Source organism: Dulcicalothrix desertica PCC 7102 (assembly GCF_003991905.1).
In the GTDB taxonomy this organism is placed as follows: domain Bacteria; phylum Cyanobacteriota; class Cyanobacteriia; order Cyanobacteriales; family Nostocaceae; genus Dulcicalothrix; species Dulcicalothrix desertica.
The window spans coordinates 405,434-428,320 of record NZ_RSCL01000007.1 but is presented as its reverse complement, the minus strand read 5'-3'; the positions used below and the strand labels follow the sequence as shown (position 1 = coordinate 428,320).

The window sequence follows — 22,887 nt, the reverse complement described above, 5'->3', positions numbered from 1 at the left end:
TCTATATATGTAGGTGTTATTTTCTTATGGGTACTACTATGAATCGTCTGTCTATTTTTGTAGACGGAAACAATATGTTTTACGCTCAACAAAAAAATGGCTGGTTTTTTGACCCGCGACGAGTACTAGAATACTTTAAATACGAACAGTCCGAAACGACGCTCATCAACGCATTCTGGTACACTGGCTTAAAAGACCCTCAAGACCAAAGAGGTTTTCGTGATGCTCTCATTAGTTTAGGTTACACTGTCCGCACTAAAATTTTGAAAGAATATTATGATGACACTTCCGGTCGCTATTCTCAAAAAGCTAATTTAGATATCGAAATTGTTGTAGATATGTTTAATACTGTAGACCAATATGACCGGGTTGTTTTATTTAGTGGTGATGGTGATTTTGAACGAGCAATTGAATTATTACGTTCTAAAAATACTCATATAACAGTTGTATCAACAGAAGGAATGATAGCAAGAGAACTACGTAATGCTACGGATAGGTATATTGATTTAAACGATATTCGCGAAGTTATAGAAAAAACTGAAGGTCCTTAATCTTAGTATTTATTTACAATATTAAAACCTATAAACATTAAGTTTGCTTCCAGTTGAAAATATTTTGTAGCTACTAAAAACTAACAAGAATACCGAAATGTATAACAGCACAGACAAAATCATCATCTTTGATACTACACTCCGTGACGGCGAACAGTCTCCAGGTGCCACGCTCAACATCGACGAGAAGCTAGTCATAGCCAAGCAACTAGCGCGTCTTGGTGTAGACATCATCGAAGCAGGGTTTGCATTTGCTTCTCCTGGTGACTTTGCAGCAGTTAGCAAAATAGCCCAAACTGTTGGTACAGAAGACGGGCCAATTATTTGTAGTTTGGCACGCGCACGACACCAGGATATCAAGGCAGCAGCAGAAGCTATTAAAGGTGCTGCTAAAGGAAGAATTCACACTTTTATAGCGACTTCGGATATTCATCTTCAATATAAGTTGAAAAAAACTAGAAGTGAAGTTGTGGCAGTTGCAGAAGAAATGGTCGCATACGCTAAAACTTTCACTGATGACATAGAGTTTTCACCCGAAGATGCTGGGCGTTCTGATCCAGAGTTTTTGTACGAAGTATTAGAAAAAGTTATTAATGCAGGCGCCACAACGGTTAATATCCCCGATACAGTTGGTTACACCACACCAAGTGAGTTTGGAGCATTAATAAAAGGGATAAAAGAAAATGTCCCCAATATTGACAAAGCGATAATTTCTGTTCACGGTCATGACGACTTGGGTTTGGCAGTGGCGAACTTTTTAGAAGCAGTCAAAAACGGCGCCCGTCAACTCGAATGTACAATTAATGGTATTGGTGAACGTGCAGGTAATGCGGCATTAGAAGAATTAGTCATGGGTTTACATGTACGTCGGCAGTATTTTAACCCCTTCTTAGGAAGACCTGCAAATTCTCTTGAGCCATTAACAAATATTGATACACGCCAACTATATAAGACATCTCGTTTAGTATCTAGTTTAACGGGAATGTTAGTTCAGCCAAATAAAGCAATTGTAGGCGCCAATGCTTTTGCTCACGAGTCAGGTATTCACCAAGATGGAGTTTTGAAAAATAAACTTACCTATGAAATTATGGATGCTCAGTTGATTGGATTAACTCAGAACCAAATAGTTTTAGGTAAACATTCTGGGCGTAATGCAGTAAGAACTCGGTTGAAAGAATTAGGTTATGAGTTAACAGAGACAGATTTAAATAAAGCGTTTGTTCGATTTAAAGAAGTCGCTGATAAGAAAAAAGAAATAACCGACTGGGACTTAGAGGCATTAGTTAACGATGAAATTCAACAGGCGCCGGAGTTATTCAAACTTGAATTAGTACAGGTGTCATGTGGAGACCATGCACGGGCAACTGCGACCGTTACATTACGTAACCCGGATGGGGAAGAGTTAACAGATGCGGCAATAGGAACAGGGCCAGTTGATGCAATTTATAAAGCTATCAACCGCGTGGCGAATGTACCTAATCAATTAATCGAGTTTTCTGTACAATCTGTGACAGCGGGTATTGATGCGCTTGGAGAGGTAACGATTCGTTTACAACATGAAGGGCGAGTCTTTTCGGGTCATGCAGCAAATACCGATATTATTGTGGCGTCAGCACAGGCATATGTGAATGCACTGAATCGGTTGTATGCTTCGAGTCAGCAACAACGCCAGCACGCACAATTAGCAAGCAACAGTTAATATTGTGGCACAGGCCGAAAAGCCTGTGCAGTCATTCCCTAATTTCTTATCTATATATAACTTCTTTTTTACCACAGAGACTTTAGAAAGATTTTTCTAGTTCTTTGGTGAGGGTTTTAAGTTTTATGAAGGACGGGCAGGAATGCGAATGCCACAAGATTCTCTCTTTAGATATTATTTAAAAGATTATCTTTTTTAGAAAGGCGCCGGAATTCCTAATTGTTTACATATCCTCACTGCTGTAAAATCAGATATTTCCCTATGACGAGGTATAGAAGTCCTTGCGTTATTAGCAGGATTTTCCCAGATAGAATGCTCTCCTCCCTCACGTACCAACCTACAACCATGCTGGCTTAAGTGACTAATTAAATCTCGACGTTTCATGACACAGCTAAATCTGGTACAACTTTGACACGGGAAGCACCTGTAAGTATAAGATGAATCGGTTCTTCTATATCAGCTTCGGAATCAGTTAATAAAGAATTAGGTGTAGGCAAAGGTTCACCATTAATTAAATTTGTAAGTGCCATATCAACAAGGGCACTTGCTAAGGAAATCCTTGCTCTTTCCAGATTTTCTGCAAAAGTGATAGTGCCAGGAAAATCTAACACCTCCCCATGTACGCCCTCATCTAGGAACTTATACATAGCCTTGTAGGTTAACATATCGTAGTTTTCACGTGGGTTTGTACTATCCTATTATGGTGCATTTCGTAATTGAACATGTAGAGAAGAATTAGCACAGGTGCCGTTTGCTAGTAGATTTGAGCGTACAAAGCTAGCTCTAGCTGTATCAAAGGCACCTTAAAATATTTCTTAGCTTTGATACATTTGAAAATCGTTGTATGTTAGATTCAAGCTACTATGCTGCTTTTCAAGGATGAATAAAAATGACAGCACAAATACAACGATTCGATAATAACGTTTTTGTGCCGCCTCTAGAAAGTGGTGATAGACTTACACGGCAAGAATTTGAACGTCGTTATAGCGCAATGCCTTATGTTAAAAAAGCAGAATTAATTGAGGGAGTCGTCTACGTGGCATCACCACTGCGTTTTAATAGTCATGGTAAACCGCATGGAAATTTAATTATTTGGCTAGGAGCTTACAAGGTCTCTACTCCAGGCGTTGAATTAGGTGATAACGTTACGGTACGTTTAGATTCAGATAATATGAACCTCAGCCTGATGTCTCGTTATTAATTGATGAAAGTTTAGGTGGGCAAGCGCATATAAGTGATGATGATTATATAGAAAGGGCGCCTTAATGTAATATGGTTAATTGGATTGTTGAAGATGGTGTGTTTGGAAGTTCGATTATTCCACTAGTTTCAGAGATTAAAAATCAAGGACATCAAGTAAGAGTCATTGATTATGCTAAAGAAGATACAGATTTTACACACTTTTTCCCAGAAGAAGAATGTATATTATTTTACGGCTCTATTCATGTAGCTTCTAAAATTTTAATTTTACCTTGGGCGCCTGGGGTAATTGGTGAAATTAAGAATTATTACTGTACGAATTATTATCAGTATTTATCCAAGTGGTTGCTAAACAGCCCTAATTATATTTTGCCTTTGAAAGATTTATGTTATCGAGTTGCCAATAGAGACCCAGGACTTCATAATTTAGCTCAATCAACCAAACGTTTGTTCGTTCGTCCTGATAGTCCTCTTAAGCTGTTTGCTGGAAATGTATATTCACTGTCGGAAATAAGTGTACTACAGGAATTTATGCGGCGCCTTCCGGTTGAGGATGAAAATATACTGGTTGTTGTGGCAAAAGAAAGACAAATTGATGGTGAGTGGCGAGTTATTGTTAGCGATGGGAAGATTGTTGGCGCCTCTCAGTATAAACAGTATGGTAAACCTTTTTATACTGAAGGAATGCCAGAACAGGTACATTTGTTAGCTCAAGAGGTTATTGCATGTGGTTGGCAACCTGATTCAATTTGGGCACTTGACCTTTGTATTTCTGAGGGTAAAGCTTATATTGTAGAGATTGGCTTTTTTTCGTGTGCAGCTTTGTACCACTGTAATTTAAGTTCCGTTGTTAGCGAAGCTTCAAAAATTGCTTTGCGAGAGTGGCGTAATGTTTAAAGCCGTAAATATATGTTAATTAGTGAGTGGGAGTTTGATAACAAATTCGGCGCCTTTTCCAGGTGATGAAAAACATTCTAGTTTGCCATTATGTGTTTCTGTGATGATTTGGTTACTTATTGATAGTCCTAAACCTGTTCCTTTGCCTTCTACTTTGGTGGTAAAGAATGCATCAAATAATTTTTGGCGGACTTCTTCAGTCATGCCTAAAGCGTTATCAGCAATTTTAATTTGAATGTAAGATGTAGAATCGTTTACTAGTTCGGTGGTTATTTTGATTTGATTAGGGTTTTTCTCAACTTCTAAGTAACTTTTACCAGTATTTGAGTCTTCTAATGCATCGATAGCGTTGGCTAGTAAATTCATAAATACTTGGTTGATTTGACCGGAAAAACACGGAACTAATGGTAATTTTCCATACTGTTTAATAATTTGAATTACTGGGCGTTCGGGTTTTGCTTTGAGACGGTGAGAGAGTACGATTAAAGTTGTATCGATACTTTGATGAATATCTATTTGAGTTTTTTCACCTGTATCGGAACGCGAAAAGTTACGAAGCGACTGCATGATATCACGAATGCGGTCGGTGCCTAATTTCATTGAGATGATTAGTTTGGGGAGGTCTTGGAGTAAAAAGTCAAGGTCGATATTTTCGATTTCGGTTTCTATTTCGCTGTCAGGGTTGGGGTATTTTTCTTGGTATAAATTGACTAGGTTAACTAGGTCTTCAATATATTGTTTTGCATGGGTTAAGTTACCGTTGATAAAACTAACAGGGTTATTTACTTCGTGGGCAACACCTGCTACAAGTTGTCCAAGTTGAGAAATTTTTTCGGTTTGGACAAGTTGAGATTGGGTACGCTGGAGTTTTAATAAGGTTTGAGAGAGTTCTTGAGAGCGTTGTTCGAGTGCTTCTAAGGTACGTTTACGTTCTGTAATATCTTGTACAACAGCTAAAATACAAGGCCTGTTTTTTAGCAAATACGGTATACCTTTAACTTCGATATCTAATAAAGTGCGATTTTTACGGATATCTGTTGCTTGACAACTATATGATTTACCTGATTTTACAGCGTTAATACACTCACCAAATAAATGATGCGAGTTTGGATGTATATATTCTAAGGGGTTTAATCGTATAAATTCATCACAAGTATAACCATGCATTGTGTAGTAAGCAGGATTTGACGCTAGTAACTTTCCCGTTTCGAGGTCAAAAATACCAATACCATCAGTGACTGTTTCAAAAATTCCTCGATACTGTTCTTCTTTTTGTCGCAGTTCAGCTTCCACTCGTTTACGTTCTGTAATATCACGTGAGACTGATAATGCACAGTGTCTACCGTTATAGGTAATCGCATTAGCTTTGACTTCAACGTCTATTAATGTTCCATCTTTACGAATAACTACAGCTTCACAATAAAATTCTTTACCTGCGTTGAGAATATCAAGAAACTCAGCAAGTACATGTTGTGAGTCTGGGTGAATAAAATCTAGGGGTTGAATATTTGACCATTCGGAAGCTTCATAACCGTAAATTTCACAAAGCGCTTGGTTTACAGTAAGATATTGACCTGACTCTAAATCGTAGATAGATAAACCGTCAATGGTGTTTTCAAAGATGTTACGGTATTGTTCTTCTTGCTGTGCTAGTTTATTTAATGATTCAGCTAGCTGTTGAGATTTTTGTTGTTCTGCGCTGAATAAACGTGCGTTTTCTATTGCAATAGCTGCTTGTGAGGTCAGAACTTGGAGAATTTGCAGTCTTTCTTGGGTAAAGGCGCCTGTATAATGGTTATTTTCTAGGTAAACAACACCTAGAAATTTATTTTGGTAGAAAATCGGTGTACATAAGATAGATTTAGGTTGTTTATTGAGAATATAAGAGTCTTCTATAAAAATATCTTCTTGACTCGCATCGGTTAGTACTAATGGTTTTTTAGTTGTAGCAACATAATTAACGACTGTAACCGGAATATCGCTGCTAGTATTGACGGGTGTTGATTGTAATTGAATTAGCGATATATCTTGATTTGTGTCAGCGACTTCGATAAATAACTCGTTATCACGTTCGAGAATAATACAACCAATTTGAGCAGAAGCATTTTCAATAATAATATGCAGCAATTTCAGAAGCAATTTATCGAGAACTATTTCGCTTGATATTGCACTCGTTGCTTTGATAACCGTCGCTAAGTCTAAAACTTCTTTGCTTGTTGTAGTACTCGATACTTCACAAATCTTATTAGATAGTATTACTTTGTTTGTAAGCTTATCCGTGGTTTTCCACTGATTTAAACACTGCTGTAAATCAGCTAATAACTCAGATGCGTTTTGATAACGTGCGTCTGGGTTCTTTGCCATAAGTTTAGTAATAATCGATTCAATAGCTTCGGGAATTTCCTCGTATAAGTTTTGACTTAATTCTCTAATTGGTGTTGCCTCTTTCGCTGTATGTCCATAAACAATTTCTAATGGGTCATTACTTGCAAACGGTAACTGTCCAGTTAAAAGCTCGTAAAATGTTATACCTAGAGAGTAAAAATCAGTACGGTAATCAACTTTGCGGTTTATTCGTCCAGTTTGTTCAGGAGATATATATGAGAGTGTTCCTTCGAGTTGAGTTGAGTTATTAAGTTCAACATCTTGAAACCTTGCAGCGATACTAAAATCAGTGATTTTGACTTGTAGCGTTTGTGGGTTAATAATGATATTGCTCGGTTTAATGTCTTTATGGATGATGCGTCTTGAGTGTAAAGATGCTAAAGACTCGGCTAACTGTATGGCTATCAGAAGAAAAATTTCTAGGGATAAAGTGTGTGTGGAGAAAAAATCTTTAAGACTAATGCCGCCAAAATCTTCCATTACTAGAATAAGCTGATTGTCAGAGCTTTCTAGACCGTAAACTTTGACGACTCCCTCCAAATTCAAGTTTTCGCAAATCTTAAACTCGCGTTTTAGCCGATAAACCTGCTCTGGGGTTGAAAATTCTGCCTTTACAACCTTTAAAATCGCAGGCAAGTTATTTTTTTGCGATTTGGCTCGATATACTGTTGTATTCTCAGCTTCATAAATTACTTCCGTAATTTCATAACCTGGGACTCTCGAAGTTAAAGGCATATTCTCACCTTGTGCTGCATACTATCGCTTCTTTTATAGGATTCCCACAGCACGGTCAAAACTTTATAAACTTTCTATAAAATCTTCTTATATATTATCGTTGTAGAGAAAATTATCTACTGGGCGCCGATTGGATAACACAATATAATTGGCGGGTCTGGTAGTACAAAGCATTATCAGGCATATTAGAATATGGATACCTCTATTTTAAGGAGCAGCCTATGTCGTTACAGGAACTTAAGGAGCAGGCTTACAGACTGTCGCCAAGTGAGCGGCTAGCATTGGTAAGTGCTATAGTTGAATCACTACAAGATACAAGCAGCTTTCTGCCTGAAAGGTCGAACGCCATTGAACGAATGCGAGGTTTATTAAAAACAGATAAACCCGCACCTACAGATGAAGAGGTAGAGGCAATGTTAGAAGAGCGTCGGGTGGAGAAGTATTTGACGTGAGAGTTTTAATTGATACAAATATTATTCTAGATTTTTTATTGCAACGAGAGCCATTTGTACAAGATGCGGAATTATTGTTCCAAGCAATAAAGTCTGGTCGTGTTGTTGGGTATGCGACAGCCACAACATTAACAGACATTTTTTATTTAGCTGAAAAACATACTCGTAGTATCGAGCAAGCAAGGCAGGCAGTTCTAGAGGTACTGAATTCAATGATTATTTGCTCTGTTAATCGAGCGATTTTGGAGTCAGCATTCACATCAGGTATAGCAGATTTTGAGGATGCAGTCCAAATTGCCTGTGCAGTGAGTCAGGGGTTGGAAGCAATTTTAACGCGCGACAAACAGGGTTTTTTAGATTCACCCATACCTGTATTATCAATTAATCAGCTATTACAACAGTTATAAGGTATAAGGCGGATTTTAGATAAAAGGTGAAGGGAAGAAAAAGGCCTTCCCTAATACCTTTTGTGCTACTGTTTGGGTTTTTCGGTCTTTTGTTGTGTTTCTGCGGCAGGTTGTTGTGTTGCTGCTTGGTCTTGTGAACCTTCGTGGGGTAGTTTGGGGTGTTCGGCTGAGTATTTCGCGACAATTTGCGAAATTTCAGGGTTGTACAAACGCAGATAGTTCCAGTAGTTACCAAATACTTGACGAACGTAGTTTTTGGTTTCGTCGAAGGGTATGTTTTCGACGAAGTTATCGGGGTCGTCTTTTGGTAAGGTTGTTAACCATTTGGATACGTTACCAGGGCCTGCGTTGTAAGATGCTATTGCCAGGAGTGAGTTTTCTTTGTACTGGTCGTGGGTATGTCCTAGATACCATGTTCCGAGCATGATATTGTCTTCAGGTTTTTCAAGTTGTATGTTCTTGATATCCTGTTTAATTTGCGGTGCAATGAATTCTGCCGTTGCTGGCATTACTTGCATTAAGCCTGTGGCGCCTGCTGTTGATTTAGCTTTTTTCTCAAACCTGGACTCTTGACGCATTACTGCTGTCACGAGCAGTGGGTTGACTTTGTGCTGCGCTGACCATTTTTCGATGATGTCGATATATGGGAAGGGGTAGCGCGCTTGCCAATAGATAAGCTGTTTTTTTAGTGCTTGATATTGTGCTAAATCTTCAGGTGCATCACGGTCTTCGAGCGTCGAAACTGTGTCAATACCTTTAAGATTTTCACCTCTTGCAAGTTGCATTAAGCCTTCGGTAAACTGCTCGTTTATACTTGGCTGCATTTTGTTTTGGAATTCGGTGTTCCACTGTAACCAAGCATCCCGGTCTTGCCCTAACAGGTATAATTCTTTAAATGTTTCTGAACCTGCTGTAGGTACAGGACGAACAAGTTCAACAATTTGAGGTTTTAAATCTCTAACGTTGTTGAAGTTTCCGACGTTTAACCCTAAAAGCCCTGCTGAACGCCAAGCGTAGTATGAGTATGGAAAATTACTAACTGTGTACTCATAGGCTTGTTTGGCTTCGTTTTGTTTACCGAGTAATGAAGCCCATTTTCCGACCCAGAAACTTGCTCGCGGCGCCAAAATGCTATCGGGGTTGTTGGTAGCAATTGGTTCTGCCCATTGCCAAGCAGCTTTAAAATCTTTGGCTTTGGCTTTGTCGAGAGCAACTTTCCAACGGTATTCGGCAGCTTCTTCAGTATTGCCAAATTTGTCAATTAATAGCTTGCGTGCAGTTTCTGCACCTTTGCCATCGTTTTGTGATTTAAGAATTTCTATTTTTTTAACTAGCGCGGCACCTGCTTTATCAGGGAATTTACTGACAACAGCGTCAAGATATGGGAGCGCATCTTTTTTATTAGATGTTATTTCTGCCATTCGTATTAACGCTGTTCCGGTTTCTTGCGCTTCTGGAAATTCTTTAATTAATGCCTGATAAGTCGCAGCAGCTTGTTCGCGCTCTCCACCAATTTGCAAACCGCGTCCAGCACGGTATAAATTGCGAGCAGTACGAGGCGCCTTGCTGTAAGCGGTTGAAGCTTTACCAAACTCATTATTTTCCCAAAATGCAGTTCCCAAAATTTCATATTCTTCGGGTTTAAGAGTTGGGTCATTGACAAGTTTGTTCAAAACTTCAGTAATACCCGGTTGGTCAAACGAGTATTTTGCCAATGCTAACTGCAATTGTGGTTGGTTAGGATTTTCGCCCAAGCGCTTCTTGATAATTTCCCAAGTTAGAGGATGTGACGGAAATTGAGCAATTGCTTGGTCTTGATATTCTTTAGTGCTAATCAAATAAAGCGCTTTGCCTGTAGCAGGGTGCGTTGGATAATCTTTGATTACCTTTTGCCGTAAATCTGACGCTTTGCCATCTTCTCCTAACATTTCGTGCGCTTGTGCTTGTCTGAGAATGACATAAGGCGCCAGTTGTGAGTAATCATTTTCGAGCTGATCAAGATGCTTTAGGGCGTTTTTGGCATCTTTACTTTCAATCAAATCGCTGGCTAAAAGATAGCGTGCGCGGTTGCGGTCAGTTGAGGGAGAACCTTTGGCAATAGCCTCAAGTTTAGCCGTCCGTTCCTGCGGGGATTGTACAACCAGAGGTAGTACGGCTGATTTGGCTTTTGTTTCCTCTGTTAGGAGTTCAGGTTTGTCCCTACCAGATTTAAACAAATTACCAAAGTTTTTGCCAATCTCAGGGGCTGAAACTAAAGCTCCAGCTAGAAAGGCACACAACCCAGCACCCGCAATCAGAGAAATTTGCTTTTTTTGTAGCTTCTTCAGCATTTCAACCCGCTGAAAACGACGTTTATTGAATGCAACTTTAGCATCACTAGAGCCAAGGAGAACCAAATTCTAAAATTTTAATTTTAATCTTAATTTTATAATTGGCATTCATATCTCCTTAAACTAACATCCGAGTGACCTCTACACAGTTTACAATCTACCGTGCAATTTGGGGATCAATTGACAAATTATCTTTATTAATTTGTTTTAAGAGAGTATTAATATTCACTGAGTGGAGGAAGTATAAAATAGAGATATACATTTATCACCTCAGCATCTTGTGAACTTTTATAGGTACATTTTTCACTTTCTTAATAATCCTTTCCCTATCAGGAATCAAGCTTGATAGAGAATACCAGCGCGGAGTTATTTCCGTTTAGGTAGAAATAAGGGTGTTATGGGACCAGGAATGTATTGGATATTACCATTTATCGACCAAAAAGCACAAGTTGATATTCGCACAAAAACAGTAAATATTGAGCCACAAGAAACAGTAACCGCAGATAGTGTTACGATTCGTGTCAATGCAGTTCTGTTCTACCGAATTCTCGACCCATCGAAAGCAATTAACAAAGTAGAGAATTATCAAGTTGCTGTATACCAAGCTGCACTTACGACTTTACGCAACGTTGTAGGTCAGAATATTTTGGATGACGTATTACAGAACCGCGACAAAATAAACGTCAAAGTTCAAGAAATCGTCGATGAAATCACGGAGCCGTGGGGTATAGTTATCGAGCGCGTGGAGATGAAAGACGTTGAAATTCCAACTTCGATGCAACGTGCAATGGCTTCATAAGCGGAAGCTATTCGTGAAAAACGCGCACGGATAATTAAAGCTGACGCAGAACAAGAAGCTTCGATTAAATTAGCTGAAGCTTCAAAATTAATTTCTCAGAATCCTGCCGCGTTAGAGTTAAGACGTTTACAAATGTTAACAGAAGTAGGCGCCGAGAATAATACAACGACTGCAGGTTGAACACCAACATGTAAAATAGTTATTTCGTAACGTTTGTTGTAGAGACGTGATTAATCACGTCTCTACATTTAACATTAGGATAAAGTTGTAGGGATTTCTATAACAAATTTGCTTCCTTTACCTGGTATGGAGTCACACCACAGGCGCCCATGATGCTTTTCTAGCATGATTTGATAGCTAATAGATAAACCTAGACCAGTACCCTTATCTACAGGTTTAGTAGTAAAGAATGGGTCGAATAGCTTGCTTTGAATACTTTCGTCAATACCCTTACCATTATCAATAATAGATATAGAGATAATATTTTCCATCATATAAGTAGAAATTGTAATAGTAGGAACTATATCTTTATTTTGAGAAATAGCTTCTTCTAAAGAATCAATTGCATTGAAAAGTAAATTAGTAAATACTTGATTTAATTGCCCAGCATAGCATTTAATTAATGGTAATTTTTCGTATTGCTTAATGACTTGAATTTCTTGACGATAAGTTTGCGCTTTAAGACGATATTCCAGTATCATTAATGTACTATCTATACCTTCATGAATATCTGCTTCTTTAAAATCTGCCTCGTTGGATATATGACGGGCAGGGATGCCCGTTCCACAAGATGTAATGCCCATTAATAATAAAATTAGGGGTTAGCGCTGGGCTAGTTTGGGAGTTCTTCCTAGTAAGCCAATCATTAGTTTTAAGGAGAGGACTTTGACTATGGGTATATATTTCATTGCGAGTAAACCCAGGCGCCGTAATATAACTATAGGTAAAAAGTTATTGGAGAATACTCTGTCTAATATATCTGTGAAACCTAATATTGCTAAGTTTTCTAATTGGCGCCAGCGTTCGTATTGTTTCAAGATTTTAATATTACCTATATCTTGACCTTTTGAATGCGCTTCTTGGATAACTTGCGCTAATGCTGCGACATCACGAATGCCTAAATTTAAACCTTGTCCTCCAACTGGGTGACAGTTGTGTGCTGCATCACCAACTAATGCTAAACGGTTTTTAACGTATTTATCGCTTTGCATTAACTGTACTTGGAAAACAAAACGCTCTCCTAGCAACTCTAGTTTACCCATGTGGTCGCCGTAACGTGCTTGTAACTCGGCTAAAAATTCCTCGTCGTTCATAGCACATAATGCTTTCGCTTCAGAATGCGGCGCCGTCCAAACTATTCGGCAACGGTTTCCTGGTAATGGTAATATCGCGAAGGGTCCGCTTTTTTGAAATTTTTCGTATGCGGTTTGATTGTGCGATTTTTCTGGTTTGACAAAAGCCACAATACATGACTGCCAATATTTCCACCCACGGGTTGTAATTCCAGCAGCTTGACGAATACGTGAACGCGAACCATCTGCCGCAACTACTAATTTGCTACGTATCGTTTTTGTTTCGTCTGCGACTTTAATAGTTGTAACAGCAGCATCTGCTAGGTATTTTGTCTCTACTACTTCTGCTGGACAAAGTACTGTAACGTTAGAACATTCTTTGACAAATTCTTGTAATGGATATAGCAGTGCTTGGTGTTCTGCTACATATCCCAAATCATCTTTATTTATATCACTAGTGCTAAATTCTACTACACCAGAATAATCTGCATCTGATAAACGTACCCGTCGATATGTCTCTATATTGGGCAAAATCTTCTTCCAAACTCCTATTCCCTCGTAAATCAAAGCAGCCCCGATATGTACTGCATAAGCTTGTCCTTTCATTACTGCTGCTGATTCTACACGAGCTTCGATTAACAAAACATTTAACCCTGAATCTTTAAGAGAGCTTGCTAGGGTTAAACCGACAATTCCACCACCAACGATTACTAGGTCGTAGTCATAACCGTTAGGGTTCGTTGTAATTTGAGGAGTGTCAAGAGTTTGAGAGATTTGTACTTGCGCCATTGTGAAGAAAAATTACAACTTTTATTTTTATTGTGACGCACAAGAGCCTTTGAGGGCAAGGGGAAATGTAGAGACGCAAGGGAAAATGTAGAGACGCGATTAATCGCGTCTCTACTGAGAAGAAATGTTTATGGGAAAAGGATAATTATTTAAATAAACTTATGTATTCTGTATTTATACGTAAAAACTTGTATTTATTAAGTAGTGATAAAGAAGTATGTTTACCACAGGGGGATGCTAGCACGCGACTACTGCCGGGTAAGTCTACCAGTAAAATTACCTGGTTTCAGGAGAAAATCAATGACTCGGCTAACTATTCCGCATAAGTTCTTCCCTGTTTGTATTGGAGTGTTATTTGCTGCATTAGGTTTGTTACAAACTGGAAGGGCAAGTGCGACTCAAAGTATATTCGACCAAAAAAAAGTGTTGTTTGACAATGATGGGGTGCCTAGTTTGACTGCTGGAAGAGAAGCGACTTTATGGATACAAGCAGAAGATTTTGCAGTTGAGCAAGATAGCTGGTTGGATCATATTCAGTTTTGGACTGTTGAGGCGCCTGGATCTAAATGGGATGGCACTGTTAAGTATTCTTTATTTGAAGATATTGATGGTCAACCTGATACACAACCTTTTGTTTCAGGTATTGGGGCTAATGTAGTAAAGAAAGCTACAAATCGTTCGCTGTTTAATTATTATGACGAGTATAGTTACTCGTTTGATTTAGAAAAGCCAGTGAAAATAGCTGCGGATACTACCTATTGGTTGGGTTTACACCTTTCTAGTAATTTTGACCGTGATGAAATTTACTGGGAAACCACAGATAAAGGTTTTGGCACTAATGGTATGAGTGCTTACTTGGGAGAGTTAAAGAACTGGTCGAGAAGCAGCGCACCAGTCGAACGCGCGTTTGTATTAAATTCTAAATCTAGTACTAATACCCGTGAAGTTCCTGAACCGTCTGCTATTTTAGGTACGCTGCTTGTTGTGGGCGCCGTATTGAGAAGTAAAAAGAATTAAATGTAGAGACGCGATTAATCGCGTCTCTACAAAGTTAACCGCTGTATGCTACGACCGAATTTCATCAGTAGCTTACAGCGGTTTACTATATGTGGAATGAATTTGTAGTAGTTAAAAATTAGCAGGAGAATTACTTTACTAGTGTGGACAAATACATCGCAATTTGTTTTCTATAATGCTGTACATCCTTTTTTTTTACAGCTAGGCAGGCATTTTTGGCTGTGCGTTCAATAACCTCCAAAAACAATGAAACGAACTTAAGGCGAAAACACATTTATCGAAGGATGCGACTATAGAACAGTGATTGCGGCGATATTAAAGCGAGGTGGCACTGGCTTTAACATCAATCTATTGACTGATTGAAACTTGAATTTCTCTGTGCCATGTTTTTAAGTTAGCACTTCTTTCTGGGAAAATCTCACATATTTACCATTTGTGATGGCTGTTTACTTTCTGCAAAGTTTTGCCAACTAGCTTTATATACATGATAGTGATTGCTTAGGTATTACATAAAGTTTTGTTAACGTCTTTTTAATCTAAACAAGCTTTTTAGGGTTTGACATAGCCTTTGATGAAAGGGTTTAGGCTTACGGTAGTATGAGTATTTATAATTTGCAGGTGCCGCTGGCGGTTTGGTATGTTTACCGTGTAGGCGCCGTTCGAGTTCGGCAGCTTTTGTTAAGTCGGCAGTCGCACGCAGTTCTAAGCCAAGTTGCGAACAAACAAGTCCTCTATATTTGTATGCTTCTATATAAAGAGGGTTGAGACGAATTGCTTGACTAAAGTCATTTAAGGCATCTTCGTATTTGCTCAGTTGTACGTTACCAACCCCTGATTGATAAAATCTCTCTGCGCTTGATGCTTTGGATTGAGTATTTACTGTAGTACGTTTGGGTTTAGGCGCCTCTTGTGTAGTTGGTATATATGATTTTAATGTTCTATATGCTGTATTGATTATTTTGGTTCTTTCTTCGGCTTCGAGCTTTTTTACTGGGTCTGCAATACTATCGGGATGCCATATTCTTATTAGTTGACGGTATGCACGCTTTATTTCTTCCTGTGATGCACCGGGTGATAATCCGAGAACTTCATATGCACGATTAATATCTATGCGGTCGCTCATAGTAGTTCACAGGCAGTAATGTAACTATTTACTATATATAGTAACGAATTAAGGGTTTTGATGTTGTGTTCCTACGACTCACTCAGCACTTAGCACTCAGCACTCAGCACTCAATTAGTCGTTTGCTTTGCCTCGTCTTGGTATTTGACTTGTTCTACCGGCGCCATTTCCGACTATATCGCCAACGGGTAACAGCATAATTGTGCGGTCTGCGCTACCTGTGGCAAGAATTTTACCGTCGGGACTAAATGCAACGGTAAATACCCGGTCTTCGTGTCCTGTGTAGGTTTTTAGTAAGGTTCCTGTATCAACTTGCCAAAGTCTTACTGTTTTATCACGACTGCCGCTTGCTAAAACTCGACCGTTGGGGCTAAAGGCTACAGTATAAACACGGTCTTCATGACCTGTGAAGGTATTTATTTCTCTACCGTTTTCTAAGTTCCATAATCTAATTGTTTTATCCCAACTGCCACTTGCTAAGGTTTTACCATCTGGGCTACTAGCTAGTGCGCTGACATCATCGGTATGTTTTGCAATAGTCAAGAATTTATGTTGCTCAAGGTGCCAAATCTTGATTGTATTATCATACCCTCCGGCGCCGCTGGCTAATATTTTACCGTTTGGGCTAAAAGCTAAACATAAGACATCATCGGAATGAGCTTTGAGGACATCTATTTCTCGACCGTCTATAGTCCATAGTTTAACGGTTTGGTCTTTACTACCACTGGCAATAATACGACCATCTGGACTAAATGCAACGCAATATACTCGGTCATCATGTCCGTTAAATGTGTTAATTGCTTCTCCGGTTTGCACATTCCATAATCTAACTGTTGCATCGTCGCTACCACTAGCTAATATTTGACCATTGGGACTAAATACAACCGAGTTTACTCCACCAGAGGATGATGTTTGTTTGTGTCCGGAAATTGTATTGTATTTTTGGTTAACTAAATTCCAAATATTTATTGTTTCGTCACAACTACCGCTAGCTAGTAATGTTCCATCTGGACTAAATGCTATTGATAATATTAAGTCAGAATGTTGTTTGAGAGTTGTAGGAAGTTGATAGGTGGTAACTTGTTGGGGAGATACAGATTGATTTGAGATTACAGGTTGGTTTGTAGTAGTAGGTTGAGGTGGTGTAGGTTGAGGTGGTGTAGGTTGAGGTAGTGTAGGTTGAGGTGGTGTAGGTTGAGGTGGTGTAGGTTGAGGTGGGGATGGTGCTACATTAGCTTTTGCTTCTTGTTGAGCTACGGAAGGTTTAGTAGTTGTATTTTCTGGCTCAAGTCTACCTGATAGTCGCGCGATTTGAGATTTTATTTGCGAGATGTCTTCTTGCGTTTTTTGATTCGCTTGCTGCTGAGTTTGCTGTAGTTCTTGAATTGAAGTGCGAATCCAATTGAAGTTTTGCGCGATATTATCTATTTGTGCTAATCGCTGATTAATTGCATTGACGTTAACTTGTTGATTCGTTTGCAGTTGCTCGATTTGTTTGGCTAATGTAGAACTTAACTCTGTAGTAAATATATCTAGGGCTGATAATTTTTGATTAATATTTTCTGTATTTTGCTGCTGGTTTTTTTGTAATTCTTCAATTTGCTGTTGTGTTGCACTTAGTTGTTGGTTAAATCCACTTACTAATGCAGTAATGTTAAGTTGCTGATTTGTTTGGTATTGCTCTGCTTGTTTATTTGAGTTTGTATTGATTTGTCGAGTCAGTGAGTCGATTTGGGCTAATCTTTGATTTATCGCTTGCACGTTTTGCTGTTGGCTTTTTTGCATCTCCTCTAGTTGTTTTTGCGTATTCACTACTTGTTGTGTCACATTATCTACCTGAGCAAAACGCTGATTGATTTCTTGAAGGTTTATTTGCTGGTTATGTAACTGCTCTACCTGTTGCTTTGTTGAATTTAGCTGTTGTGTAAAACCATCGATTTGAGTTAAGCGCTGATTAATAATATTGACGTTTTGTACCTGGTTTTGTCGTAACTGTTCAAGATACTGCTGTGTGGAATTTAATTGCTGGGCAATATTATCGATTTGAGTCAAACGTTGATTAAGCGCATTTGGATTTGCTTGTTTGGTTAAAGCATCGAGTTGCGTTAATCTCTGATTTATAGAATCAATATTCTGCTGCTGTGAGGAGCGCATTTCCTCTAATAGTCGTTGCGTAGCGTTTAACTGCTGGGCAATATTGTCAATTTGAGCCAAGCGCAGGTTGATAGCATTCACGGTGTTCTGCTGGGTTTGCTGAGTTTGAGAAATTTCAATACGAAACGATTCTATTTTTTTTAAGCGTAAGTTGATTGCTTCTATATCTTGTTTTTCTTGGTTACGCAGTTGCTCAACTTGCTGTTGAGTTAAGCTTAATTGGGGGTTAGGTTGTCCTAATTGTCCGATTGAGTTTTCTTGGCGCCGTTGTAAGAAGCGCAGACGCTGTTGATTGGCTACATTTAATGCAATAGCGAGGGTCAAGGGGAAAATGGCGTAAGAATACTCTTGACTGATGAACGCTGCGAACGCACCCCATATACAGAGTCCCAACAACAGATATTCGAGAAAATCAATAGTGTTGCGTTTAGTCATGATGGCATAGCAAGTCTGTTGCTGGTAAAAAAACATCCCAAGGTAGGGAGCGTTCAGAGTTTGTTGTCAGTTACTCTGGAGTAAATAACCCATTTAAGTATTTCAAGGGTTTTTTTCCTTCGTCAGCCAAACAAGTCCATGTTATCTACAAGAAGAAATTCGCTTCTGTCAATCCAAACACCCCACAGTGGTTATCATCATAGTGGGAGTGACCGTCGCTTTTTTGAGGGTTGGTATTATCGCGTTACTATTCCCGAAGTTCGACAAACTTTTGCGTTCATGTATTCCATCGAAGACCCGGTTGGTGCAAAACCCCACAGTGGAGGCGCCGCGCAGATTTTGGGTCCGAATGATGAGTACTTATGGCGAACTTTTCCTGACACGAGTAAATTTTGGGCGAGTCGAGACGTGTTAGCTTTGGGACACTGGGGTAAAAGTAATTTATCTACGCAACCGCTTTATTTAGTTCCAAGTGAGTTTGAGCATCACGTTCAATCTGGTTATCAAGCTACAGCGACTTTAAATCAGGGCATAATTCAAGACCCTGCAACTGGTAATTATTCTCGCTGGCAATACGAAATTGAACCTATATATGGATGGGGAAGTGCAGGACAACCTCAACAGTCAACTGCTGGTTTTTTATCATCGCTACAAATATTTGAGCCAGGATGGCAAATTTTAATGGCACATGGACTTGCCACTGGTTGGATAGACTGGAATGGTCAACGCTACGAATTTACTAATGCTCCCGCTTACGGTGAAAAAAATTGGGGTGGCGCCTTCCCGAAACGATGGTTTTGGGTAAACTGTAATTGTTTTGATAATGAACCAGACTTGGCGTTAACTGCTGGTGGTGGAAGACGTGGTGTTTTATGGTGGATGGAGTCAGTCGCAATGGTTGGCATTCATTACAAAGGTAAATTTTACGAGTTTGTGCCTTGGAACTCAAAAGTTACATGGGATATTTCACCTTGGGGACGCTGGGTAATACGCGCACGCAACTCTGAGTATGAAGTTGAATTGATTGGTACAACCGACTTACCAGGAACTCGCTTACGGGCGCCTACAGATAACGGTTTGGTTTTTTGCTGTAGTGACACAATGCAGGGAATGTTATCTTTAGAACTTCGAGAATTAGGTAGTAGCGAAGGAAAAATTATCCTGAAAGCGACTAGTAACCTGTGTGGATTAGAAGTAGGCGGTAGTCCTTGGGATAATGCATGGCAATGCCATCCTGAGCTGCTATAATCTGTGTAACAACTCTTTTGGGGCTGTAGCTCAGATGGATAGAGCGAGCGCCTCCTGAATAATCGGGCACCACAAAGGAAACTTTGTGCGTGAATGTGGTTAAACTCGGTGAAGCCTAAAAAGTGCGATGTAGTACTTCATGGTAATACCAAGCCAAGCCTGTTCGTAATACACAGATTCATCTGTGTATACATAGGAAGGTCTAGAGACTAAACAGCCACCACCTAAAGGTTTTTATTAAATACCTATGGTGAAGATATAGTCCGGAGAGTGGGGAAACTCACACAAATCTGAAGCGCTAGGTCGCCAGTTCGAGGCTGGCCAGTCCTGCTTAATAAATAAAACAAAATAAAGTATTATACAAATCTTTGCATTTTCGCGTGTTGCGGATACAATTCAGAGTGCATCGGGTTATAGGATTATATTTTTTATATTAAATTGCTCTAACTGCATAATATATTTTGGTTTTCTTGGGTTATGCAAAGCCGTAACCCAACCTACGTATTAATATTATTGAAAAAAAATTGTGACATCAGCAGAAACAACAAGACGTTATAGAACCTTGAATAAGCTAGTGTTTAAAGGTGTTCCTCGGTTTACAATTCTTGCCCTACCGCTAATGTTGCTGTTGGGTTACAGGGAAGTGCAAAATACTTTTATACAACCAGAGGCAATTTTAGTTCTAGGTGGCTCTACTAAAAGCCTAGAACGAGAAAAATTTACTGCTCAGTTTGCCAAAAAGCATCCTAGTATACCAATTTGGATATCTGGTGGCAGTCCAAAGGCGCCAACAAAGAAAGTATTTTCAAAGCAAGGAGTAGATTTAAGGCGCCTACACTTAGATTACGATGCTGTAGATACTGTAACAAACTTTACTACACTTGTCGATGAACTCGAAGCACGCAAGATTAGAAAAGTATATTTGGTAACTTCAGATTACCATATGCGACGCGCGTCGGTTGTCGGCGAAATTGTATTGGGTAGTAGAGGAATTGACTTTAAAGCAGTGTCCATACCTTCTGACGTTCCCCCAGAACCAATACAAAAAAGTGTCCGCGATGGAGTTCGCTCTATATTATGGTTAACCACAGGTTACACAGGAGCGAAAGGAGAACAGTTAAAGCAATAATATTAATACAATGATATTAATTTATTTCTCTTTAACTAGCACATAAGGTTGTACAATTAAAGTATCAAACCGTTTAGTGCGGTCAGTATTCCAGGCGCCGAGTTGTTGAGGTGAGGGTTTAGTAATTAAAGCTTCGTCTATCCAAATCTGGACTTCGTTGGTACTATCAGATGCAATGGCAACCCCAACATCGAGAAGGTCAAGATGTGATGACACCAAAATAATTGCATCTCGTTGTGCATGAGGAACTAGCCAATCCCATTCTGCTTCATCCAGGTTTTCGATTAACTCTATTCTAATATTTGACATCCTAGTGTTTATAATTCTTTACTAGTTTTTTATTTTACCTTATTTTCACGATATATGGCAGACGGAATATTATCACGTCTCTACATTTATTCAACTTCTGCTTTCATTTCATCAATTTCAAATAGAGATACAATGACACCAGCAATGGGAATAGAGATAAAAATTCCTAATAAACCTGCGACTCTAGCACCTACTAATAAGGCAAAAAATACGACAACAGGATTTAAATTTAATGCTCCTTGCATCACCCTTGGAGAGATAAAATTATCTTGAATTTGTTGTAGAACAATACAAGCAACCAACACCTTTAATGCTAACCAAACACTTTGAGATAGCACGATTAAAGTTACCAAAGCAACCGCTAAAGTTGCTCCTATCCCTGGAATTATATCTATAACGCCAACCATTACAGATAGTATTAAAGCAAATGGAACTTGAAGCACAGTAAATACTATAAACGTACTTAGAGTTAAAAACAAAGTGAGTATTAACTGACCACGAAAAAAACCTAAAAAGTTTTTTCTAACTATTTTTGTGATATGTGTTCTTCGTTGCTTGGGTGCAGCTTTCATTATCAGTTCCCATAATTTACCGCCATCAAGTAGCATGAAAAAAGCAACAACGGCAATAAAAATAAATGTAACAAAATTTGTGATAAAGCCTTGAAATATAGTTAAACTTGTGGCTAACCAAGATAATGCTTGATTTCGGAACTGCGCTTCAAAAACAGACAAATCAATTTGGATATTACGACTACGGAAAAACTCTTCTACCTGATTTGATAGGGGTACTAATGAATCTAAAAACCGAGTAACGCTGTCAATTAACTGCTGTCCTTGCGATATAATCGTCAAACCAACAGTAACAGTTACTCCTGCAATAATAGTCATGCTAATCAAAAAAATTAATATTGTTGCAACACTATGTGGTATGTAACGTGTTAACCATTTGACTGGGTAGCTAAGTAAAAAAGCAATAATTGCAGCAAATGCAAAAATAACAATTATCGATTCAAAATAAGCTAGTAGTTGAACACTTGCCCACCCACATGCAACAAACAGCAGAAAACGAACTAACGATGAACTGCTAAGTCGCGACCATATATTTTTAGCTTCTAACCCTGTCATACCAAGTATTTATCGCTTTTTTTTTATTTGAAGCTAACTTAGCAGAATTAAAGGGTGCGTGAGTACTTCCTTTGAGCGTATTTAAGTTCATCCCTAGGAGTAAGAAGTGTTACCGACCTAAGTCGTGTAGCGCATTAATTGCGTCGGCGCATTTTTTTGTGATTTCTTCTAGTTCTTCTTTACTACCAGAGGTCGGCGCCTCTATTAATTGACCTATTCGTACTGTTACACCTGCTGGACGAGGGATGGCGCCTTTTTGCTCAATTTCTTGTGTACCCCATAAGGATACAGGTAATATGGGAGCATTACCTTTGGCTGCGAGTAGTGCGGCGCCGCGTTTGGGGTCAGTTATTTTACCAGTTTCGGTACGTGTGCCTTGTAAAAATACGCCAACAGCCCAACCGTTTTCTAGGTATTCCAACGCAGCACGAATGGCTTTGGTGTCAGCGCTGCCACGACTGACGGGATAGGCGCCGTATAGCTGAATGGCCTTGCTTAAAAAAGGGATGTCAAATAATTCTTTCTTTGCCATATATGCTACAGGACGGCGAACACAATTCGACACAATTGGAGGGTCATAATTGCTTGCGTGGTTGCTAACTACTACCAGGGGACCTTCTTGTGGCACATTTTCAATGCCATGAATTATTCCCCGGAAGTATACGTGAAGCATAGGCGCCACAACCGACCATTTGAAGGCATGATAAAGAAGGAGGCTAGCAATTGGTTCGCGGATTCTGCTCACAGTGGCTTACTTTAACTCAAACTGCATTTCAGCATATCAAAGAAACCCGGTTTCTCGCGCAAAA

19 protein-coding genes and 2 pseudogenes are annotated in these 22,887 nt (G+C 39.1%); 10 read left to right on the top strand and 11 right to left on the bottom strand.

Annotated features, from left to right (window positions below; translation table 11 throughout):
• Nucleotides 1-26 precede the first annotated feature (26 nt).
• The gene (gene labA, locus DSM106972_RS17535; RefSeq protein WP_019491762.1) at nucleotides 27-551 is read left to right on the top strand and encodes a low amplitude/bright protein LabA; all 525 of its coding nucleotides are present in this window, start codon (nucleotides 27-29) and stop codon (nucleotides 549-551) included.
• Between the two features lie 97 nt (nucleotides 552-648).
• The gene (locus DSM106972_RS17530; protein ID WP_127081886.1) at nucleotides 649-2,250 is read left to right on the top strand and encodes a 2-isopropylmalate synthase; all 1,602 of its coding nucleotides are present in this window, start codon (nucleotides 649-651) and stop codon (nucleotides 2,248-2,250) included.
• Between the two features lie 195 nt (nucleotides 2,251-2,445).
• Here DSM106972_RS17530 and DSM106972_RS17525 read toward each other — a convergent pair whose 3' ends face one another.
• Complete coding sequence (locus DSM106972_RS17525) at nucleotides 2,446-2,634, bottom strand: type II toxin-antitoxin system HicA family toxin (RefSeq protein ID WP_127081885.1); 189 nt, start codon at nucleotides 2,632-2,634, stop codon at nucleotides 2,446-2,448.
• A complete protein-coding gene (locus tag DSM106972_RS17520; RefSeq protein ID WP_233787894.1) occupies nucleotides 2,631-2,897 on the bottom strand; it encodes a type II toxin-antitoxin system HicB family antitoxin in 267 nt (88 codons plus the stop codon). The genes DSM106972_RS17525 and DSM106972_RS17520 overlap by 4 nt, the downstream gene beginning before the upstream one ends.
• Nucleotides 2,898-3,139: 242 nt before the next feature.
• Between DSM106972_RS17520 and DSM106972_RS17515 the strand changes: the two are divergent.
• Both DSM106972_RS17515 and DSM106972_RS17510 read left to right on the top strand, forming a co-directional pair.
• Nucleotides 3,140-3,513, top strand: a pseudogene (locus tag DSM106972_RS17515) (Uma2 family endonuclease); the annotation flags it as partial.
• A gap of 9 nt (nucleotides 3,514-3,522) precedes the next feature.
• Complete coding sequence (locus tag DSM106972_RS17510; RefSeq protein ID WP_127081883.1) at nucleotides 3,523-4,347, top strand: ATP-grasp domain-containing protein; 825 nt, start codon at nucleotides 3,523-3,525, stop codon at nucleotides 4,345-4,347.
• A 15-nt stretch (nucleotides 4,348-4,362) separates the two neighbouring features.
• Here the strand turns inward: DSM106972_RS17510 and DSM106972_RS17505 are convergent, their stop codons facing one another.
• Entirely contained in the window at nucleotides 4,363-7,467 is a 3,105-nt protein-coding gene (locus DSM106972_RS17505; RefSeq protein WP_127081882.1) for a protein kinase domain-containing protein, read from the bottom strand.
• 221 nt (nucleotides 7,468-7,688) lie between these two features.
• Between DSM106972_RS17505 and DSM106972_RS17500 the strand changes: the two genes are divergently transcribed.
• Both DSM106972_RS17500 and DSM106972_RS17495 read left to right on the top strand, forming a co-directional pair.
• On the top strand, nucleotides 7,689-7,919 hold the full coding sequence (locus DSM106972_RS17500; RefSeq protein ID WP_127081881.1) for a hypothetical protein: 231 nt from the start codon (nucleotides 7,689-7,691) through the stop codon (nucleotides 7,917-7,919).
• A complete protein-coding gene (locus DSM106972_RS17495; protein ID WP_127081880.1) occupies nucleotides 7,916-8,326 on the top strand; it encodes a PIN domain-containing protein in 411 nt (136 codons plus the stop codon). Before DSM106972_RS17500 ends, DSM106972_RS17495 begins: the two co-directional genes overlap by 4 nt.
• A 65-nt stretch (nucleotides 8,327-8,391) precedes the next feature.
• Here the strand turns inward: DSM106972_RS17495 and DSM106972_RS17490 are convergent, their stop codons facing one another.
• A complete protein-coding gene (locus DSM106972_RS17490) occupies nucleotides 8,392-10,656 on the bottom strand; it encodes a transglycosylase SLT domain-containing protein (RefSeq protein ID WP_233787067.1) in 2,265 nt (754 codons plus the stop codon).
• Between the two features lie 397 nt (nucleotides 10,657-11,053).
• Here DSM106972_RS17490 and DSM106972_RS53545 point away from each other — a divergent pair, with 397 nt between their 5' ends.
• The gene (locus tag DSM106972_RS53545) at nucleotides 11,054-11,455 is read left to right on the top strand and encodes an SPFH domain-containing protein (RefSeq protein WP_233787068.1); all 402 of its coding nucleotides are present in this window, start codon (nucleotides 11,054-11,056) and stop codon (nucleotides 11,453-11,455) included.
• Between the two features lie 254 nt (nucleotides 11,456-11,709).
• Here the strand turns inward: DSM106972_RS53545 and DSM106972_RS17480 are convergent.
• Together DSM106972_RS17480 and DSM106972_RS17475 are read right to left on the bottom strand one after the other, a co-directional pair.
• Nucleotides 11,710-12,210: pseudogene (locus tag DSM106972_RS17480) on the bottom strand (sensor histidine kinase); the annotation flags it as partial.
• A 66-nt stretch (nucleotides 12,211-12,276) separates the two neighbouring features.
• Nucleotides 12,277-13,536: an FAD-dependent hydroxylase gene (locus DSM106972_RS17475; RefSeq protein WP_127081877.1), complete on the bottom strand. Its 1,260-nt coding sequence runs from the start codon at nucleotides 13,534-13,536 to the stop codon at nucleotides 12,277-12,279.
• A 300-nt stretch (nucleotides 13,537-13,836) separates the two neighbouring features.
• Between DSM106972_RS17475 and DSM106972_RS17470 the strand changes: the two genes are divergently transcribed.
• Nucleotides 13,837-14,553: a PEP-CTERM sorting domain-containing protein gene (locus DSM106972_RS17470; protein ID WP_158632838.1), complete on the top strand. Its 717-nt coding sequence runs from the start codon at nucleotides 13,837-13,839 to the stop codon at nucleotides 14,551-14,553.
• A 520-nt stretch (nucleotides 14,554-15,073) separates the two neighbouring features.
• Here the strand turns inward: DSM106972_RS17470 and DSM106972_RS17465 are convergent.
• Both DSM106972_RS17465 and DSM106972_RS17460 read right to left on the bottom strand, forming a co-directional pair.
• Entirely contained in the window at nucleotides 15,074-15,676 is a 603-nt protein-coding gene (locus tag DSM106972_RS17465; RefSeq protein ID WP_127081875.1) for a J domain-containing protein, read from the bottom strand.
• 114 nt (nucleotides 15,677-15,790) lie between these two features.
• Complete coding sequence (locus tag DSM106972_RS17460; protein WP_158632837.1) at nucleotides 15,791-18,265, bottom strand: WD40 repeat domain-containing protein; 2,475 nt, start codon at nucleotides 18,263-18,265, stop codon at nucleotides 15,791-15,793.
• A 138-nt stretch (nucleotides 18,266-18,403) separates the two neighbouring features.
• Here DSM106972_RS17460 and DSM106972_RS17455 point away from each other — a divergent pair, with 138 nt between their 5' ends.
• A complete protein-coding gene (locus DSM106972_RS17455; protein ID WP_127081873.1) occupies nucleotides 18,404-19,513 on the top strand; it encodes a tocopherol cyclase family protein in 1,110 nt (369 codons plus the stop codon).
• 619 nt (nucleotides 19,514-20,132) lie between these two features.
• Nucleotides 20,133-20,642: a YdcF family protein gene (locus tag DSM106972_RS17450; RefSeq protein WP_127081932.1), complete on the top strand. Its 510-nt coding sequence runs from the start codon at nucleotides 20,133-20,135 to the stop codon at nucleotides 20,640-20,642.
• Nucleotides 20,643-20,663: 21 nt separating this feature from the next.
• Here the strand turns inward: DSM106972_RS17450 and DSM106972_RS17445 are convergent, their stop codons facing one another.
• The 3 genes from DSM106972_RS17445 to DSM106972_RS17435 form a co-directional block, all read right to left on the bottom strand.
• Entirely contained in the window at nucleotides 20,664-20,951 is a 288-nt protein-coding gene (locus DSM106972_RS17445) for a DUF2288 domain-containing protein (RefSeq protein ID WP_127081872.1), read from the bottom strand.
• 86 nt (nucleotides 20,952-21,037) lie between these two features.
• Complete coding sequence (locus DSM106972_RS17440; RefSeq protein WP_127081871.1) at nucleotides 21,038-22,078, bottom strand: AI-2E family transporter; 1,041 nt, start codon at nucleotides 22,076-22,078, stop codon at nucleotides 21,038-21,040.
• Nucleotides 22,079-22,187: 109 nt separating this feature from the next.
• Nucleotides 22,188-22,823, bottom strand: coding sequence for a lysophospholipid acyltransferase family protein (locus DSM106972_RS17435; RefSeq protein ID WP_127081870.1), 636 nt, complete (start codon nucleotides 22,821-22,823; stop codon nucleotides 22,188-22,190).
• Nucleotides 22,824-22,887: the final 64 nt, after the last annotated feature.